Here is a 17480-nt window from a genome sequence, read left to right on the forward strand (position 1 = left end):
CCAGTCACTTGTCAGTCACACGGAAGGCAACCGCATGGGCTCCGCGAACGGCAGACACCGTCGCCCTCGTCAGGCACCCGCCATCGTCGTCGCCGCAGGCGTCACCGGCTCGGCCATCGCCATCCCGCTGCTCGGTGCGGCCGGTGCGCACGCGGCCGGCGCCACGACCTGGGACCGGGTCGCCGAGTGCGAGAGCGGCGGCATGTGGAGTGCCGACCTCGGCAACGGCTTCTACGGCGGTCTCCAGTTCTCGCAGGACACCTGGAAGTCGTACGGCGGCGAGGCGTACGCCTCGCGTGCCGACCTCGCCAGCCGCTCGCAGCAGATAGCGGTCGCCGAGAAGGTCCTCGACGACCAGGGGCCACGGGCGTGGCCCAGCTGTGCGGTGATCTCCGGGCTCACGGTGGACGGGACGCTGCCGGGTGTCGACCCGGGAAGTCTGCTGTCGGCCGACCCGACGCAGAGCGCGGACCCGTCCGACGAATCGTCGGACGAGGCGAGCCCCTCGGGCGGATCGAAGTCGTCGTCCGCCAAGTCGTCGAAGTCATCCGGCAAGACGTCGGGCAAGGCGTCGGGTCAGGCGTCGAGCGAGTCGTCATCCGATGTGTCGGATACGTCCGGTTGGGCTGACTCGTCCCTCTCCTCCGATTCTTCCGGCAGCGAGACGGGCGGTAAGCACCGTGGCGCGCCGGCCCCCGAGGTGAGCCAGGGCGCGGGAACGGACGGTGACCGCGACTCGGGCCGCCATGCTTCCCGCGGTAACAGTGGCGGACGCGACACGCGCGGCTCGGCCGCCGACGGCACATACACCGTTCGGCCGGGCGACAACCTCTGGGCAATTGCTGATGCACAGAAGGTTCATGGCGGATGGCCGGCGCTCTATGAGGCCAACAAGAGTGCTGTCGGCGACGACCCGGATCTCATTCTTCCTGGCCAGAGCCTCGAGCTCGGCGTGAAGGCGGAGTGAGACCGGTCTGATCAACAGCTTAAATCACCCCAAAAATCAGGGTAGTTCAGAGGCCTATGTCCGCTTATGCGTAAGTGAGACATGGGTCTCTTTGCGTCAATCGGCGTGTCTTGTCTGCCGGCTCTGCCCGTATCGCCCCCCACCTGCGAAAACGATGACCGGCCGGACGCAAGAAGGGGATGATTGCCCGTTATGCCCGTCTTTGAATGTGGGGGTTGCGTGCGTTTACGGTCGGAACCGCTCGCACCGCGGGCCCCGTCGACCGTCACGCCGAATCCTGCCGTCGGTCGAAGGGAACAGACGCGTAAAGCGCCGTAGGCAGGAGCGGGGGACCCAGGTAAGCGCCGGGCCCGATGGTCGAAGGACCGTCAGGACCGGCTTGGGGTGAAGTCGCGTGCTAGGACGTGCGACCGGGCAACTCACTTGGCCCGAACCCGACAGCTCACCTCGTAGGCGTCGGTGAGGAGAACCATGCTGCTGAACAGCAAGGGCAAGAACCGCCGCCCGTCCAAGGTCGTCCGTGTGGCCACGCTCGCCGGTGTCGCCGGTGCCGCAATCGCCGTTCCCCTGATGGGTGCCACGGGCGCCTCCGCCGCCTCCGTCGCCACGTGGGATGCCGTCGCCCAGTGCGAGTCCGGTGGCAACTGGTCCATCAACACCGGCAACGGCTACTACGGCGGCCTGCAGTTCTCGCAGTCCAGCTGGGCTGCCGCCGGTGGCACGCAGTACGCCCCGCGGGCCGACCTGGCCACCAAGGCCCAGCAGATCGCCGTCGCCGAGAAGCTCCTCGACATGCAGGGTCCGGGTGCCTGGGGCTGCGCCGGTGCCGGCAACCTGACCAACGACGGTGTCGACCCGGGCGTCGACACCGGCTCCGCCGCCGCGAAGCCGGCCGCCGCGAAGCCGGCCGCGCCGAAGCCGGCCGCGCCGAAGCCGGCCGAGCACACCGAGGCCCCCACCGCCTCCCGCTCGGACCGCGGCACCGCCCCCGAGGCCGCGAAGACCGTCACCACGCCGACCGGCCAGAAGGTCGCGAAGGGCGACGGCGAGTACAAGGTGAAGGCCGGTGACTCGCTCAGCAAGATCGCCGAGGCGCACAAGGTGAAGGGCGGCTGGCACCAGCTGTTCAAGCTGAACAAGGACATCGTCAAGGACGCCGACCTGATCTTCCCGGGTCAGCAGCTCCACCTGACGAAGTAGTACGCACCTCAGCAGAAAAGCTCTCTCCTCCCCTGAGCACCCCGACCCGGCGCGGATTCCCCCGTACGCGCGGGGTCGGGGTTTCTGCGCTCACCGTTCAACTGTTGTGGTTACCGCTCAGTAAGTTTCTGGATATTTGCCCGTCTAAGGGTGCCCTTGGGTCCTTTTTCGTCCCAGGAGGCGGGCGGTCGCCGAACACAGTGGGCCAAGGCGGTTAGGCTCTTGGCGCAAGGCCAAAGCGACCCTGCACAACCAGCGTCATATCCCAGAAGGAGATGCCTCGTGCCGTCCATCGACGTCGTCGTAGCCCGGGAAATCCTCGACTCCCGCGGAAACCCCACGGTCGAGGTCGAGGTTGGCCTCGACGACGGCAGCACCGGCCGTGCTGCTGTTCCGTCCGGCGCCTCCACCGGTGCGTTCGAGGCCATTGAGCTTCGCGACGGTGACCCCAACCGTTACCACGGCAAGGGCGTCGAGAAGGCCGTCCTCGCCGTGATCGAGCAGATCGGCCCGGAGCTCGTCGGCTACGACGCGACCGAGCAGCGGCTGATCGACCAGGCGATGTTCGACCTGGACGCCACCGAGAACAAGGGCTCGCTCGGCGCCAACGCCATCCTCGGCGTCTCGCTGGCCGTCGCGCACGCCGCCTCCGAGGCCTCGGACCTGCCGCTGTTCCGCTACCTCGGTGGCCCGAACGCGCACCTGCTGCCCGTCCCGATGATGAACATCCTCAACGGTGGGTCGCACGCCGACTCCAACGTGGACATCCAGGAGTTCATGATCGCCCCGATCGGCGCGGAGTCCTTCTCCGAGGCCCTGCGCTGGGGCGCCGAGGTCTACCACACGCTGAAGAAGGTCCTGAAGACGAAGGGCCTGTCGACCGGTCTCGGCGACGAGGGTGGCTTCGCGCCGAACCTGGAGTCGAACCGCGCCGCCCTGGACCTCATCCTCGAGGCCATCAAGGAGGCCGGTTACGCCCCGGGCAAGGACATCGCGCTCGCGCTCGACGTCGCCGCCTCGGAGTTCTACAAGGACGGCAAGTACGAGTTCGAGGGCAAGTCCCGCTCGGCCGCCGAGATGACCGAGTACTACGAGGAGCTCGTCTCCGCGTACCCGCTGGTCTCCATCGAGGACCCGCTGTACGAGGACGACTGGGCCGGCTGGAACGTCATCACCCAGAAGCTCGGCGCCAAGGTGCAGATCGTCGGCGACGACCTGTTCGTCACCAACCCGGAGCGCCTGGCCCGTGGCATCGAGGAGGGCTCCGCCAACGCCCTGCTCGTCAAGGTCAACCAGATCGGTTCGCTGACCGAGACCCTGGACGCCGTCGAGCTGGCCCAGCGCAACGGCTTCAAGTGCATGATGTCCCACCGCTCCGGCGAGACCGAGGACGTCACCATCGCCGACCTCGCCGTCGCGGTGAACTGCGGTCAGATCAAGACCGGCGCCCCGGCCCGCTCGGACCGTGTCGCCAAGTACAACCAGCTGCTGCGTATCGAGGAGATCCTCGACGACGCGGCGGTGTACGCGGGCCGCTCCGCGTTCCCGCGCTTCAAGGGCTGATCGCAGGCCCGTCACGGGCCGAAGGCACCGGCCTCCGTCCGTCCCCGCACTCGGTCCCGTACCGTGTGCGGGGACGGACGTGCGTAGTGGGGAGGCGGAGACATGGCCGCGAAGGACCGGGACCGGTTCTCCACCGCGACCCGGCTGCGGCTGCTCGGAGAGCAGACCGCCGCCCGCGTCTACCGGTCCCAGAACCGCCGCCAGGCCCGCCGCTCCCGGCTCACCGGCCGGGCCGCTTTCCTCGCGCTTGTCGTCTGCTCCCTGGTGGTGGCGCTCGCGTACCCGATGCGGCAGTACGTGTCGCAGCGCGACGAGATCGCCGACCAGGAGCGGCTGGCGCAGGAGGCGGAGGCGCGCACCGAGGAGCTGCGCGACGAGAAGGCGCGCCTCCAGGACGACGCGTACATCCGGCGGCTGGCCCGGGAGCACCTGCACTACGTCCTTCCCGGGGAGACCGGTTACACCGTGGTCGACCCGGACGCGGCCAAGGAGCGCAGCGGAGGGTCGGAGGAGACCGACCGGCCGTGGCACTCGAACCTGTGGGACGGCGTGGACTCCGCCGACCGCGACTGACCCCTTCTCCTTTCTCCTGATCCTCTGCGGAACCGCAGTCCAAGCATCCCGAGTAGAACCAAGGCAGGCATGGAAACGCCCCCTCCCCAGACCGAATCCACCACGCCCACCGAGGCGGACATCGCCGCGTTCCAGCAGCAGCTCGGCCGCCCGCCGCGCGGGCTGCGCGCGATCGCGCACCGCTGCCCGTGCGGCAACCCGGACGTGGTCGAGACGCAGCCCCGGCTGGAGGACGGTACGCCGTTCCCGACGACGTACTACCTGACGTGCCCGCGCGCGGCGTCCGCGATCGGAACGCTGGAGGCGAACGGCGTCATGAAGGAGATGACGGAGCGTCTGGCCACGGACCCGGAGCTGGCGGCGGCGTACCGCAATGCGCACGAGGACTACATCGCCCGGCGTGACGCGATCGAGGTGCTGGAGGGCTTCCCCAGCGCGGGGGGTATGCCGGACCGGGTGAAGTGCCTGCATGTGCTGGTCGGGCACTCGCTGGCGGCGGGGCCGGGCGTGAATCCGCTGGGGGACGAGGCGATTGCGATGCTGCCGGAGTGGTGGCGCAAGGGGCCGTGCGTGACGCCGTGCGTGGCTCCGGGCGAGAGCGACGGGTGGACGGTCGACGCGAACGACAGCGGCCACTTCGCCTCCCGGCCGGCCGACGAGCCCGGTGAGGGGGACGGCCGGTGACCCGCGTTGCCGCCATCGACTGCGGAACCAACTCCATCCGGCTGCTCGTCGCCGATGCCGACCCCGCCACCGGTGAGCTGACCGAGCTCGACCGGCGGATGGAGATCGTCCGGCTCGGGCAGGGCGTGGACCGCACCGGCAGGCTCGCCCCCGACGCGCTGGAGCGGACCTTCGCCGCCTGCCGCCGGTACGCGGACGTCATCAAGGGGCACGGCGCGGAGAAGCTCCGCTTCGTCGCCACCTCCGCCTCCCGCGACGCGGAGAACAGGGACGAGTTCGTCCGCGGCGTGCTGGACATCCTCGGCGTCGAGCCCGAGGTGATCAGCGGCGACCAGGAGGCGGAGTTCTCCTTCGAGGGCGCCACCAAGGAGCTCGCGGGCCGGGACCATCTCGCCAAGCCGTATCTGGTGGTCGACATCGGCGGCGGCTCCACCGAGTTCGTCGTCGGCGACGACCGGGTTCTGGCCGCGCGGTCCGTGGACATCGGCTGCGTACGGATGACGGAGCGCCACCTCGTACGTGACGGTGTCGTCACCGACCCGCCCACGCTGGGTCAGATCACCGCGATCCGCGCGGACATCGACGCCGCTCTGGACCTCGCCGAGGAGAGCGTCCCGCTCACCGAGGCCGCCACGCTCGTCGGCCTCGCGGGCACCGTCACCACCGTGGCCGCGATCGCGCTGGGACTGCAGGAGTACGACTCCGAGGCGATCCACCACTCCAGGATCTCCTTCGAGCAGGTCCAGGAGATCACCGGGCGGCTCGTCACCTCGACCCACGCCGAGCGTGCCGCGATCCCCGCGATGCACCCGGGACGCGTCGATGTGATCACCTCCGGGGCGCTCGTCCTGCTGGCCGTGATGAAGCGGACCGGGGCCCGCGAGGTCGTCGTCAGCGAGCACGACATTCTGGACGGGATCGGCTGGTCGATCGCCTAGCCGAGGCTGCCGGGCGGGGGTGCGTACGAGCGCGGCCGGTAACGCGCTCATGCGCACTCCCGCCTGCACCTTTGAGCCTCCGTCGGCTCCCCGTGGACCCTTCGGGGACCCCCTCCGAAGACACGCCGCGACGAAGTTCGTGAACTTCTTCACAAGGAATTCGGCACTCCGGACCAGACTTCTGCTCCGTACGGGCTTCCACGGCCGCCGACGGGTCCGCCCGCCGCGCATGCGGGACGGTTCCGGGTGTGTTTCGAGGCGGTGCGAGAAGAGGGTGATTCACTGCGCTCGCGGGGCTCAAGGGCCTGCTCACAAGCGGTGAACAACGTTCGCCACGGCGCGGTGGTTCCCCCGCACCGCCATGACCTCGGTCACGTGGGCGGCGAAGTGTAGCAGAGGGTGGGGGATACCTTGTGAAGGGGCTCACGAGCGTGCCCCCCAGGCGGGGTGGATACTCGATGGCATGAGCACCACGGAGCGTCCCAGGATCCTCGTAGTAGGCGGTGGGTACGTAGGCCTGTACGCAGCTCGGCGCATTCTGAAGAAGATGCGCTACGGCGAGGCGACCGTCACGGTCGTCGACCCCCGGTCGTACATGACCTACCAGCCCTTCCTCCCCGAAGCCGCCGCCGGCAGCATCTCGCCTCGGCATGTCGTCGTCCCGCTGCGACGCGTACTGCCGAAGGCCGAGGTTCTCACCGGCCGCGTCACGACCATCGATCAGGACCGCAAGGTCGCCACGGTCGCGCCGCTCGTCGGCGAGGCCTACGAGCTGCCCTTCGACTACCTGGTCATCGCGATGGGCGCGGTCTCCCGCACCTTCCCGATCCCCGGCCTGGCCGAACAGGGCATCGGCATGAAGGGCATCGAGGAGGCCATCGGCCTGCGCAACCACGTTCTCGAGCAGCTGGACAAGGCCGACTCGACGACCGATGAGGACGTCCGCCGCAAGGCGTTGACGTTCGTCTTCGTGGGCGGTGGCTTCGCCGGTGCGGAGACCATCGGCGAGGTCGAGGACATGGCCCGCGACGCGGCGAAGTACTACACGAACGTGAAGCGCGAGGACATGCGCTTCATCCTCGTCGACGCCGCCGACAAGATCCTTCCCGAGGTCGGCCCGAAGCTGGGCACCTGGGGCCGGGAGCACCTGGAGTCCCGTGGTGTCGAGGTCTTCCTCTCGACCTCCATGGACTCCTGCGTCGACGGTCACGTCGTCCTGAAGAACGGCCTCGAGGTCGACTCCAACACCATCGTGTGGACGGCCGGCGTGAAGCCGAACCCGGCGCTGGCCCGCTTCGGCCTGCCGCTCGGTCCGCGCGGTCACGTGGACACCTCCGAGAAGCTTCAGGTGCAGGGCACCGACTACATCTGGGCCGCGGGCGACAACGCCCAGGTTCCGGACATGGTCGGCCGCAAGGCCGGCAACCCGAACGCCTGGTGCCCGCCGAACGCCCAGCACGCACTGCGTCAGGCCAAGGTCCTCGGCGACAACGTCATCTCCGGGATGCGCGGCTTCCCGCAGAAGGACTACAGCCACGCCAACAAGGGTGCGGTCGCCGGTCTCGGCCTGCACAAGGGCGTCGCGATGATCGTCATGGGCAAGATGAAGATCAAGCTCAAGGGCCGTCTCGCCTGGTACATGCACCGTGGCTACCACGGCATGGCGATGCCGACCTGGAACCGCAAGATCCGGATCTTCGCCGACTGGACCCTTGCGATGTTCCTCAAGCGCGAGGTCGTCTCGCTCGGCGCCATGGAGACGCCGCGCGAGGAGTTCTACGAGGCCGCCAAGCCGGCTCCGGCTCCGGCCGCCGCCAAGGCCGAGGGCGAGAAGGCCAACGCCTCCTAGTCCACCCGCGGATGCTCGCATCCGCGCAGCTCGTGCATGACGCCCGAAGGGGCCGCCCGCCATCCGTGGTGCGGGCGGCCCCTTCGGCGTACCCGGGGAGGGGCCGGCCCTCCGGCCCGATAAGTGCATGTGGACTACAGGTATTTTGCCGATCCGTTGCGCTGCTGCGGGATGCCGTTGGCGCCGGAGAGTGTTGACGGGGGTGTACCTCGTCGTGGCACCACGGGTGCAGGGCGTGGTTCACGGCATGTTTGGGCATGTTCGGGCACGTTGGGAAACACCATCACGGAGGTGTACGCCATGGCAGACGCCGCGTTGCGGCTGACCGCTCTCGCCGAGGAGTTGCTGGGAGAACCCGTACCGGTCCGGATCCGGGCCTGGGACGGCAGTGAATCCGGACCGCCAGGTGCCCCCGTACTCGTCATCCGGAACCGCCGCGCACTGCGCCGGCTGCTCTGGAAGCCGGGCGAACTGGGCCTGGCCCGCGCCTGGGTGGCGGGCGAACTCGACATCGAAGGCGATCTGTACGAGACCCTGGACCGTATGGCCGGGCTGCTCTGGGAACGCGGGGCGGACGCGAAGGACACCGTCCACCCGATCCGGGACCCCAAGGCGCGGGCCGCCGCCCGCGGCCTGCTGCAGTTGGCCGGGCCCTGGCCGCCACCGCCCCCGCCCGCCGAGGAGGTCCGCCGCCGCACCGGCCCCCTCCACACCAGACGCCGCGACAAGGAGGCCATCAGCCACCACTACGACGTGGGCAATGACTTCTACGAACTGGTCCTCGGCCCGTCCATGGTCTACTCCTGCGCCTACTGGGAGGACGGCGGCAGCCTGGAGGACGCCCAGCGCGACAAGCTCGACCTGGTCTGCCGCAAGCTCGCCCTGAAGGAGGGCGACCGCCTCCTCGACGTCGGCTGCGGCTGGGGCTCCATGGCCATGCACGCGGCCCGTGAGTACGGCGCCCAGGTCACCGGAGTGACCCTCTCCACCGAGCAGGCCGCGTTCGCCCGCAAGCGCATCGCCGAAGAGGGCCTGACGGACCGGATCGAGATCCGGGTCCAGGACTACCGGGACGTCAGGGACGGCCCGTACGACGCCATCTCGTCGATCGGCATGGCCGAGCACGTCGGTTCGGTCCGCTACCGCGAATACGCCGACAACCTCTACGCACTGCTCAGGCCCGGCGGCCGGCTGCTCAACCACCAGATCGCCCGCCGCCCCGAGAAGAACGAGTCCGCGTACCACGTGGACGAGTTCATCGACGCGTACGTCTTCCCGGACGGCGAACTCGCGCCGGTGGGCCGGACCGTCGCAACACTCGAGGAAGCGGGCTTCGAAGCCCGCGACGTCGAGTCGATCCGCGAACACTACGCACTGACCCTGCGCCGCTGGGTCGCCAACCTGGAGAAGCACTGGGACCGCGCCGTCACCATGACCTCACCCGGCCGGGCCAGGGTCTGGCGGCTCTACATGGCGGCCTCCGCGCTCTCCTTCGAGCACAACAAGATCGGTGTCAACCAGATCCTCGTGGTGCGTCCGATGGACGGCGGGGCGTCGCGGATGCCGTTGCGCGCCCGCGAATGGAAGGCCTCCGCGGCCGACTGAACGCGTACGAGTGCAGAGAGGGCCGGTACCCGCAGCTCCAGCTTGCGGGTACCGGCCCTCCGTATCAGGGGACGGCCATCAGTGGCTCACTCGTTACTCCGTCTTGATCGCCGTCAGCATGTTCAGCTTTGCGGCGCTGCGGGCCGGCCAGAGCGAGGCCAGCACGCCCACCAGTGCTGCCAGCACCAGGAAGACCGCGATCCGGTCCCACGGGATCACCAGGGCGTAGCCCGGGATGGCGGAGGCCAGCGTCCGGCCGATCGCCCAGCCGAGGAACGTACCGAGCGCGACCCCGACCACCGCACCGAAGACCGAGATGACCACGGCCTCCAGCCGGATCATGCGCTTGACCTTGCGCCGGTCCAGACCGATCGCCCGCAGCATGCCGATCTCCTGCTGGCGCTCGAAGACCGACATCGCCAGGGTGTTGACGACCCCGAGCACCGCGATGATCAAGGCCATCGCCAGCAGCCCGTACATGATGTTCAGTGCCGTGCTGATGAAGCCGCCGAACATGTCCCGGATGTCCTGACGGTCCATCACGGACATCGCCGGGTTGTCCCCCAGGGCGTCGACCACGGCCTGCTCGTTGGCCTTCGACGCGCCGCCGTCCGTCTTCAGCCAGATCTCGCGGATGTCCGGGTGGCCCTGGTGCGCGTCCAGGATGTCCTTCGGCATCAGGACGGGTGAGAGGAACTCGTTCTCCTCGTAGACCGCGCCGACCTTCAGGGTGCCCTTCTTGTCGTCGTCGTAGGTCACCGGGAGCGAGGTGCCGGGCTTCCAGCCGTTGGACTTCGCGGTCTTGTCGCCGACGGCGATCTCGCCGTCGGCCAGCGAATCCAGCGAGCCGGAGACCGTCTTCACGGAGAAGACCTTCTGTACATCGCCCGGCGTCACCCCGGACACCGCGTGGTGGGCACCCTCGACCCTGATGGAGGCGGCCTGCTGGGGCGAGACCGCGGAGACGGCGTCGGACTTCTCCAGGGCGGTGAGAGCCGACTCGTCGAGCGAGTCGCCGCTCGCCATCGAGATCATGTAGTCGGCCTTGATGTTGTCCGTCGTCATCCGGTCGACGGCCTGGCCGAGCGTGACGCCGAGCACGGAGATGCCGGTGACCAGGGTGAGGCCGATCGCGAGTGCGGAGGCCGTTGCTCCGGTACGCCGGGGGTTACGGACCGCGTTCTGCGCAGCCAGCTTGCCCGAGACGCCGAACAGCTTCAGCAGCAGCGGCCGCACCAGCGCGATGACCGGCCGCGACAGCAGCGGGATCAGCACGATGACACCGATCAGCGCCACGAAGGCACCGGCCCCGATGATCGTCCGGCCGTCCGAACCGGCCGCCGCACCCGCGACGATCCCGGCCGCACCGAGCAGGGTGAGCACCCCGCCGATCGAGTTCCGTACGACCAGCGACTTGGTGGTGGCCACCGCGTGGACGCTGCTCATCGCGGCCACCGGCGCGATCTTCGCGGCGCGGCGGGCGGGCAGCCAGGCGGCCAGCACGGTGATCAGGATGCCGACGCCGAGCGCGGCGCCGACCGCGACGGGGGAGATCACCAGCGGACCGGCCGGGATCTTCCCGCCGATCAGGCTCATCGCCGAGCGCAGTCCGGTGGCGAGACCGAGACCGAGCAGGAAGCCGATCACCGAGGCGAGCGCGCCGACCACAGCCGCTTCGAGGAGTACGGACCGCTTGACCTGACGGCGGGAGGCGCCGACGGCGCGCAGCAGCGCCAGTTCCCTGGTGCGCTGGGCGACCAGCATGGTGAACGTGTTGGCGATCAGGAAGATGCCGACGAACAGGGCGATGGCCGCGAACGCGAGCAGCATCGTGTTGAGGTTGCCCAGGCCGCTCTCGATCTGCTTCGCCTGGTCATCGGCGAGGACCTTGCCGGTCCTCGCGGTGGCGTCCTTGGGCAGCAGCGGCTCCACCGCGTCCAGCAGCTTCTGGTCGGAGGCGCCGGCCGCGGCGGTGACGGTGATGTCCTGGAACCAGCCGGGCTTCAGATAGAGCTGCTGGGCGACCGGGGTGTCGAAGAGGACCAGGCTGCCGCCCGCGTTGACCGCGCCGTCCTCGGTGGTGAAGATCCCGGAGAGGGTGTACTCCTTCACCGGTCCGTTCGTGGCGACCCTGATCCGGTCGCCGACCTCGTACGTGCCCTTCTTCGCGGTCTCCTTGTCGAGCGCGATCCGGCCGTCGCCGACCGGGCCCGTGCCGTCGACGAAGGTGTACGAGGCGTCCTTGCCGTTGGCGCCGGGGGAGAAGTTGCCGCCGGTGTTGGACCAGCCGTTGCCGATCAGCTTGCCGCCCGGGTCGGCGACCCCGGCGAAGCCGGAGACCCGGCCGGTGGCCGTGGCCACCCCGCCCAGGGACCGGATCTTCTTCAGCGTGGCGGCGTCGATGCCGGACGTCTTTTCGTCGCGCCGGTCGGAGTGGGTGGTGACGGCGACGGCGACGTCGTCGTAACTCTTCGCCGACTGGTTGCGGAAGGCGTTTCCGAGGGTGTCGGTGAAGACCAGGGTGCCGGAGACGAAGGCCACGCCGAGCATCACGGCGAGCACGGTCATCAGCAGCCTGGCCTTGTGCGCGAGCACATTGCGCAGGGCGGTACGGAACATGTCTGTCAGTCCTGGGATGGGGTCCGGAAGCGGGATCGGGGGAGGCGGTCCGTGCTCAGCTGGTACGGCCCTTGGAGTCGAACGCCTTCATCCGGTCCAGCACCCCGTCCGCGGTGGGACGCACCATCTGGTCGACGATCGCCCCGTCCGCGAGGAAGATCACCCGGTCCGCGTAGGAGGCGGCGACCGGGTCGTGCGTCACCATCACCACGGTCTGGCCCAGCTCGCGCACCGAGTTGCGCAGGAAGCCCAGGACTTCGGCGCCGGAGCGGGAGTCCAGGTTCCCGGTCGGCTCGTCACCGAAGATGATCTCCGGCCGGGAGGCCAGGGCGCGGGCCACCGCGACGCGCTGCTGCTGGCCGCCGGAGAGTTCGGTCGGCCGGTGCTTCAGCCGGTCGGACAGACCCACCATGTCGATCACCCCGCGCAGCCATTCGGCGTCCGGCTTACGGCCCGCGATGTCCATCGGCAGAGTGATGTTCTCCAGTGCGGTCAGCGTCGGCAGCAGGTTGAACGCCTGGAAGATGAAGCCGATCTTGTCCCGGCGCAGCTGGGTGAGCTGCTTGTCCTTGAGGGAGCCGAGCTCCGTCTCGCCGAGCCGTACCGAACCGCTGCTGAAGCTGTCGAGGCCGGCCACGCAGTGCATCAGCGTGGACTTGCCGGAGCCCGACGGGCCCATGATCGCGGTGAACTCGCCCTGCGGGAAGTCCACGGTGACCCGGTCCAGGGCGGTCACCTTGGTCTCGCCCTCTCCGTAGATCTTCGACAGTTCCGTGGCGCGGGCGGCCACCGCGGTGGCGCGGTGAGCGGTGGACATGGTGGTCACGGGAGACTCCTGGGTCGGGGCTCGGTTCAGGTACGGGGCCTTCTGCAAGGCACCGCTCCATCGTCTCCGTCGATTCGCCGCCGGTCGTCAGCCCCCGTGCTCGTTCCGGAGGCCCTCTTGAGTCGCATCGGCGGGGTACGCGCGTCCTCCTGCGGTATGACGGCGACCCTGATGGCGTACCACGCACGTCACATCCGGTACGTCACATCCGGTACGTCACATCCGGCACGTCGCGCCCGCCGCCCCGCACCCGGCGGTCAGCGCGGCGGCGCCGTGGAGCCGCGCGGGACGAGGCGGGCGGCGGAGTCCTCGAATCCGGCTGCGCTGCCCTCCGTGACCAGCGCCATCAGCGTGCGCGCCGCATGACTATCTGGGACGTCTGGAACCGGGCCGACCACCGCGCCTACGCGGACCGTGTCCCCCGCTTCGTCGCCGAATTCGGCTTCCAGGGCCCGCCCCGCCCACGCCACCCTGCGGCGCGCCGTCAGCGGCGCTCTCACGCCCGACGCCCCGCTGCTCACCCACCACCAGAAGGCCGAGGACGGCAACGCCAAACTGCTCCGCGGCCTCGGCGACCACCTGCCGCAGCCGGGCGGGTCCTTCGACGACTGGCACTGGCTCACCCAGCTCAACCAGGCCCGCGCGGTCGCCTTCGGCATCCGGCACTTCCGCTCGCACACCCCGTACTGCATGGGCACCGTGGTCTGGCAGCTCAACGACTCCTGGCCGGTCGTCTCCTGGGCCGCAGTCGACGGCGACGGCCGCCGCAAGCCCCTCTGGTACGCGCTTCGTGCCGTGTACGCGGACCGGCTGCTGGTCGTGCGTGACGGCGCGCTGCACCTGGTCAACGACGTGGACCAGCCGTGGGCGGGCACGCTGTGCCTGACCCGGCACGATCTGGACGGCACCGTGCTGGCGGAGGAGTAGCTGAGGGTGAGCACGGCCCCGCGCCAGGTCACCCGGGTCACCCTGCCGCCGTCCGTCGCGGAGCCGGCGGACCGGACGCGGGAGCTGCTGGTGGCGCGGCTGGGCGAGGTGCGGACAGTCGAGTTCTACGAGGAGGACACCCGGCTGGCTCTGCCGCCCGCCCGCTGCGACGTGAGGGTCACCCGGAGTGAGGGCGACGCGTCCGTATACCGTGTCGAGGTGACCGCCCGGACACTGCTGCGGGATCTCGCGCTCTTCCCCGACCGGCTCGATCCGGCGGCCGAGGTGGACGAGATGCTCGTCACCCTGCTGCCGGGGGAGAGCACCGTCTTCCGGGTGACCGGCGCGGTGATCGAGGACCCGGGGGCGCTGGGGACCCGCCCGGTGCTGAGGTGTGTAAATGACACCATTGCCTAGCCGGGTGGCGGACCCATGGCGAACCATGGCGCACCCATGGTGCACTGGGCCGTCCGGGTGCGGCGAGTTTCCGTCAATCCCGATTGTGGGTCTTGGTACCCACTACCCCGGCCAGGCATGTGCCGATGCCCTCTCAGCTATGCTGACGGACCCTCAAACGGTCAATAAAATAAGACAACATCGAGCCACAGTTCCGCTGATCGGGGGACGTCCACGGATAGGGTCATGTGCCAACGCGGAGCCGCGCGCCAGGCCCGGATGGTGGAATGCAGACACGGCGAGCTTAAACCTCGCTGCCCCTCGGGGGCGTGCCGGTTCGAGTCCGGCTCCGGGCACCACTGCGACATTCGGTGAGGACACCGGTCCGGACAGGCGTTACTTCAGCGATCAACCTTCATAAAGATCCTCCCCTGGCACTAGGGTGATTGTTTTGCCTACCCATTACTCTTGTGGGAAGGCCGCGCAGGGTGGCCATGGAGGAGAGCAATGAGGAGCAGCAACCCGGTCTTCTCGCGACGGGGGTTCAGCCGCGACAACGGCTACGCGGGCTTCAACGCGCCGCCGCAGGCCGGGGCCACCGTGACGGGTGCCGACCCGTACGCGCAGGGCACCGCCGCGAACCCGTACGCCACCAACCCCTACGCGCAGCAGGACACCCGGTACGGCGCCCCGCAGGCGCCCGCGCGCACCGGCGCGATGACGATCGACGACGTGGTCACGCGTACCGCGATCACGCTGGGCACCGTGGTGCTCGGCGCGGCCCTCGCCTGGGCCCTGCTGCCGGTCGACGAGGCCAACCTCGGCAAGTCCTACGGCATCGCGATCGGCGCTGCCCTGGTGGCATTCGTCCTGTCGCTCATCCAGTCGTTCAAGCGCAAGCCGGTCCCGGCGCTGATCGTCTCCTACGCGGCCTTCGAGGGTGTCTTCCTCGGGGTGATCTCCAGCGCGGTCTCCACGTACATCGGTCCCGGCGTGGTGATGCAGGCGGTGCTGGGCACCATGTGTGTCTTCGCCGGTGTGCTTCTCGCGTACAAGATGCGCTGGATCCGCGTCACCCGCCGCTTCTACGGCTTCGTGATGGCCGCCGCCATGGGCTTCATGCTCCTGATGGTGGTCAACCTGCTGTTCGCCGTCTTCGGCGGGGGTGACGGCCTGGGCTTCCGCAGCGGCGGTCTCGGCATCCTCTTCGGCGTCATCGGGATCATCCTCGGTGCGTGCTTCCTGGCCCTGGACTTCAAGCAGGTCGAGGACGGCATCGCGTACGGCGCGCCGCGCGAGGAGTCCTGGCTGGCGGCCTTCGGTCTCACCATGACCCTGGTGTGGATCTACCTGGAGATGCTGCGTCTGTTCTCCATCCTCAGTGGCGACGACTGACCGCACCGCCCCGCACGACGGAACGGCCCGCAGGCACACCGCCTGCGGGCCGTTCCGCTTGTCCGGATCTCGTACGCCTAAAGCAGCTTCCGCGCCGCCCGCCTCAGGTCGTACTCGTGGATGAGTGCCTTCGCGTGTCCATAGGCGAGGTCGTGTTCGCTCCGCAGCCAGCTGACCTTCTCGTCGAACCGGAGGGCGGGGCCTTCGTCGACGGTGCGGAGCCAGTCGGAGACTTCACGACCGGTGCAGCGGGGGATTCGGGAGAGCAGATTGCGATGGGTCTCTTCGGAGAAGACATGGTTCATCGGCGCCTCCGACGCATTGCGCGTTGCTGGTCCTTCCCGACACCGTGCCTGAGCGTTGGCCCGTTGGCAACCATCACGGACCGGCGCGTAGGGTCATTGAGTGCTCGATACGACCCCGCTGATCACCGCCGTGGACCGATTTTCCGACCGGCTGCGTGCCGCCCCGCAGAGCAGGCTGCAGCGCGGAGCCGCCGCCGAGGGGCTGGCCACGGCCAGGGAACTGGCCGTTCGGGCCCAGCGCATCGAGGCGCCGGACCGTGAGCCGCGCATCCTGCCGGACGTCGGGATGTTCGCAACCGGCGACCAACTCGCGGTCGCGGGGCGGGACTTGGCGGTGGCGCTGGAAACGGCCCCGTCCGTGGAGCTGGACGAGGCCGTGCGATTCGTGGAGGAAGCGACCGCCCGGGCATTCGCGTAGCGGCCTTCGGGCAGCGGCCGGGCGAGAGCCGCTGCGGGGAACCCCGGCTTCCCGGAGGGTTCCCGGGGGCTCCAGGGTTCCGGGAGTGCTCCCGGTGGGTCAGAACGAGGCGATGACCCGGTCGGCGAGAATGTAGACGTTCTCCTTGCCGCAGGAGAACGTCAGCGCGTACGCGCCGGAGACACCGGAGCCGCCCAGCAGCACCGGGTGCTCACCGGCCAGCAGCGCCCGGCCGAGCTGCTCGGCCGTCTCGCGGTGGCCGGGGGTCATGCAGAGTGTGGTGCCGTCGGCGAAGACATAGACATCGAGGGTGCCGAGCGGGCCGGGCCGGACATCGGCGAGCTCGGTACGGCGGTCGGCGAGCTCCTCCAGCCGGCTCACGGTGCGCTCGTGGTCGGTGACGACCGGGGTCTGCACCGGCACGAAGTCGGGGTGTGAGGGGTGGCGGCGACGGGCCGCGGCCAGCTCGGGGGAGTCCTCGGCGAACTCCGCCGTCTCGGGCAGCTCGGTTATCTCCGCCAGCTCGGCCAGTTCCGTCAGCTCTTCGAGCGCCTCGGCGGCGTCGAGGTCCATGGCCTCCAGGCCCGCGAAGTCGGCCTGGCGAGGCAGGAAGAACGGCGCGTCCTCGCCGATCCCGGAGAGACCGCCCAGCAGCGACGGGGCGTCAGCGGCGTCGCGTGCCTCCTGGGACGCCCAGAAGGCACGGGCCTCGGCGAGCTCGCGCTCACGCTCCTCGGCGAGTGCTTCGGTCACAGCAGCGCGTATCTCGGCGGCGGGGGTAGCCGTGGCGCGGCTCTGCGGCGGCACCGAGGCGGTACGGGCGTGGCCCGCGGCCAGCTCGATGCGCAGGGCCGTGACCTGCTTGCGCAGCCCGTGAGCAGCGTGCAGCGCAGCAGCGCCCACAGCCGTCGCAGCGGCGGTGGTCAGCAACAGGGCAAGAGGCATGATGCTCACTGACATACTCCCGGTTTCAATTGATCCCACGACTTCCTACATCAGCTTGGCCTGCACCTGCGCCCGTTGTCAGTGCATTACGTCACGAATTGGACAGGTCTTTGGGTCGCGTGTTTACCCCTGATGCGGGTGTGACCTGCAAAAACACCTCTCCCCCAGGAGATAGGTCACATCCTGGGGGAGATTCGGTCACGGTCGGGGCTCGGAACCGGCCACGTCGTGGGTGGGTGAGCCGCCGGGAGAGGCGACCCGGCGGTTCCG

The 17480-nt window shown here is 69.3% G+C and carries 14 protein-coding genes, 1 tRNA gene, 1 pseudogene and 1 riboswitch; of the genes and pseudogenes, 12 read left to right on the forward strand and 4 right to left on the reverse strand.

Annotated elements, in window-relative coordinates; all coding sequences use genetic code 11:
- Positions 1-34: 34 nt before the first annotated feature.
- The 8 genes from ACWCP8_RS23655 (at position 35) to ACWCP8_RS23690 (ending at position 9379) form a co-directional block, all read left to right on the forward strand.
- Entirely contained in the window at positions 35-967 is a 933-nt protein-coding gene (locus ACWCP8_RS23655) for a transglycosylase family protein (protein WP_451117950.1), read from the forward strand.
- A 300-nt stretch (positions 968-1267) separates the two neighbouring features.
- Positions 1268-1438: riboswitch (cyclic di-AMP (ydaO/yuaA leader) on the forward strand.
- On the forward strand, positions 1439-2167 hold the full coding sequence (locus tag ACWCP8_RS23660; RefSeq protein ID WP_451117952.1) for a transglycosylase family protein: 729 nt from the start codon (positions 1439-1441) through the stop codon (positions 2165-2167).
- A 282-nt stretch (positions 2168-2449) separates the two neighbouring features.
- Entirely contained in the window at positions 2450-3730 is a 1281-nt protein-coding gene (eno, locus tag ACWCP8_RS23665; RefSeq protein ID WP_352265547.1) for a phosphopyruvate hydratase, read from the forward strand.
- A 102-nt stretch (positions 3731-3832) separates the two neighbouring features.
- Complete coding sequence (locus ACWCP8_RS23670; RefSeq protein ID WP_329163281.1) at positions 3833-4303, forward strand: FtsB family cell division protein; 471 nt, start codon at positions 3833-3835, stop codon at positions 4301-4303.
- Positions 4304-4372: 69 nt separating this feature from the next.
- Complete coding sequence (locus ACWCP8_RS23675) at positions 4373-4987, forward strand: DUF501 domain-containing protein (protein ID WP_352265549.1); 615 nt, start codon at positions 4373-4375, stop codon at positions 4985-4987.
- Complete coding sequence (locus ACWCP8_RS23680; protein ID WP_352265551.1) at positions 4984-5925, forward strand: Ppx/GppA phosphatase family protein; 942 nt, start codon at positions 4984-4986, stop codon at positions 5923-5925. Before ACWCP8_RS23675 ends, ACWCP8_RS23680 begins: the two co-directional genes overlap by 4 nt.
- A gap of 463 nt (positions 5926-6388) precedes the next feature.
- Positions 6389-7774 carry an NAD(P)/FAD-dependent oxidoreductase gene (locus tag ACWCP8_RS23685; RefSeq protein WP_352265553.1) on the forward strand — a complete coding sequence of 462 codons (1386 nt, stop codon included), beginning with the start codon at positions 6389-6391 and terminating at the stop codon, positions 7772-7774.
- A gap of 300 nt (positions 7775-8074) precedes the next feature.
- Complete coding sequence (locus ACWCP8_RS23690) at positions 8075-9379, forward strand: class I SAM-dependent methyltransferase (RefSeq protein WP_451117956.1); 1305 nt, start codon at positions 8075-8077, stop codon at positions 9377-9379.
- A gap of 93 nt (positions 9380-9472) precedes the next feature.
- On the opposite strand, the gene ACWCP8_RS23695 is transcribed toward ACWCP8_RS23690, so the two are convergent.
- Both ACWCP8_RS23695 and ACWCP8_RS23700 read right to left on the reverse strand, forming a co-directional pair.
- Positions 9473-11998, reverse strand: a complete 2526-nt coding sequence (locus ACWCP8_RS23695) for an ABC transporter permease (RefSeq protein WP_451117958.1) — start codon at positions 11996-11998, stop codon at positions 9473-9475.
- Positions 11999-12053: 55 nt separating this feature from the next.
- Complete coding sequence (locus tag ACWCP8_RS23700; protein WP_267004794.1) at positions 12054-12824, reverse strand: ABC transporter ATP-binding protein; 771 nt, start codon at positions 12822-12824, stop codon at positions 12054-12056.
- A gap of 368 nt (positions 12825-13192) precedes the next feature.
- Between ACWCP8_RS23700 and ACWCP8_RS23705 the strand changes: the two are divergent.
- The 3 genes and pseudogenes from ACWCP8_RS23705 to ACWCP8_RS23715 all read left to right on the forward strand — a co-directional run.
- Positions 13193-14168 (forward strand): annotated as a pseudogene (locus ACWCP8_RS23705) (glycoside hydrolase family 2 protein); the annotation flags it as partial.
- 252 nt (positions 14169-14420) lie between these two features.
- Positions 14421-14506 (forward strand) — tRNA-Leu (locus ACWCP8_RS23710).
- Positions 14507-14654: 148 nt separating this feature from the next.
- Positions 14655-15542 carry a Bax inhibitor-1/YccA family protein gene (locus ACWCP8_RS23715; protein ID WP_352265562.1) on the forward strand — a complete coding sequence of 296 codons (888 nt, stop codon included), beginning with the start codon at positions 14655-14657 and terminating at the stop codon, positions 15540-15542.
- Between the two features lie 77 nt (positions 15543-15619).
- Here ACWCP8_RS23715 and ACWCP8_RS23720 read toward each other — a convergent pair whose 3' ends face one another.
- The gene (locus tag ACWCP8_RS23720; RefSeq protein WP_030976961.1) at positions 15620-15847 is read right to left on the reverse strand and encodes a DUF4287 domain-containing protein; all 228 of its coding nucleotides are present in this window, start codon (positions 15845-15847) and stop codon (positions 15620-15622) included.
- A gap of 100 nt (positions 15848-15947) precedes the next feature.
- On the opposite strand from ACWCP8_RS23720, the gene ACWCP8_RS23725 reads away from it, so the two are divergent.
- Positions 15948-16265: a hypothetical protein gene (locus ACWCP8_RS23725; RefSeq protein WP_352265564.1), complete on the forward strand. Its 318-nt coding sequence runs from the start codon at positions 15948-15950 to the stop codon at positions 16263-16265.
- A 99-nt stretch (positions 16266-16364) separates the two neighbouring features.
- Here the strand turns inward: ACWCP8_RS23725 and ACWCP8_RS23730 are convergent, their stop codons facing one another.
- On the reverse strand, positions 16365-17195 hold the full coding sequence (locus tag ACWCP8_RS23730) for a hypothetical protein (RefSeq protein WP_352265646.1): 831 nt from the start codon (positions 17193-17195) through the stop codon (positions 16365-16367).
- Positions 17196-17480 lie beyond the last annotated feature (285 nt).

Source organism: Streptomyces sp. NPDC002206, from assembly GCF_053593595.1.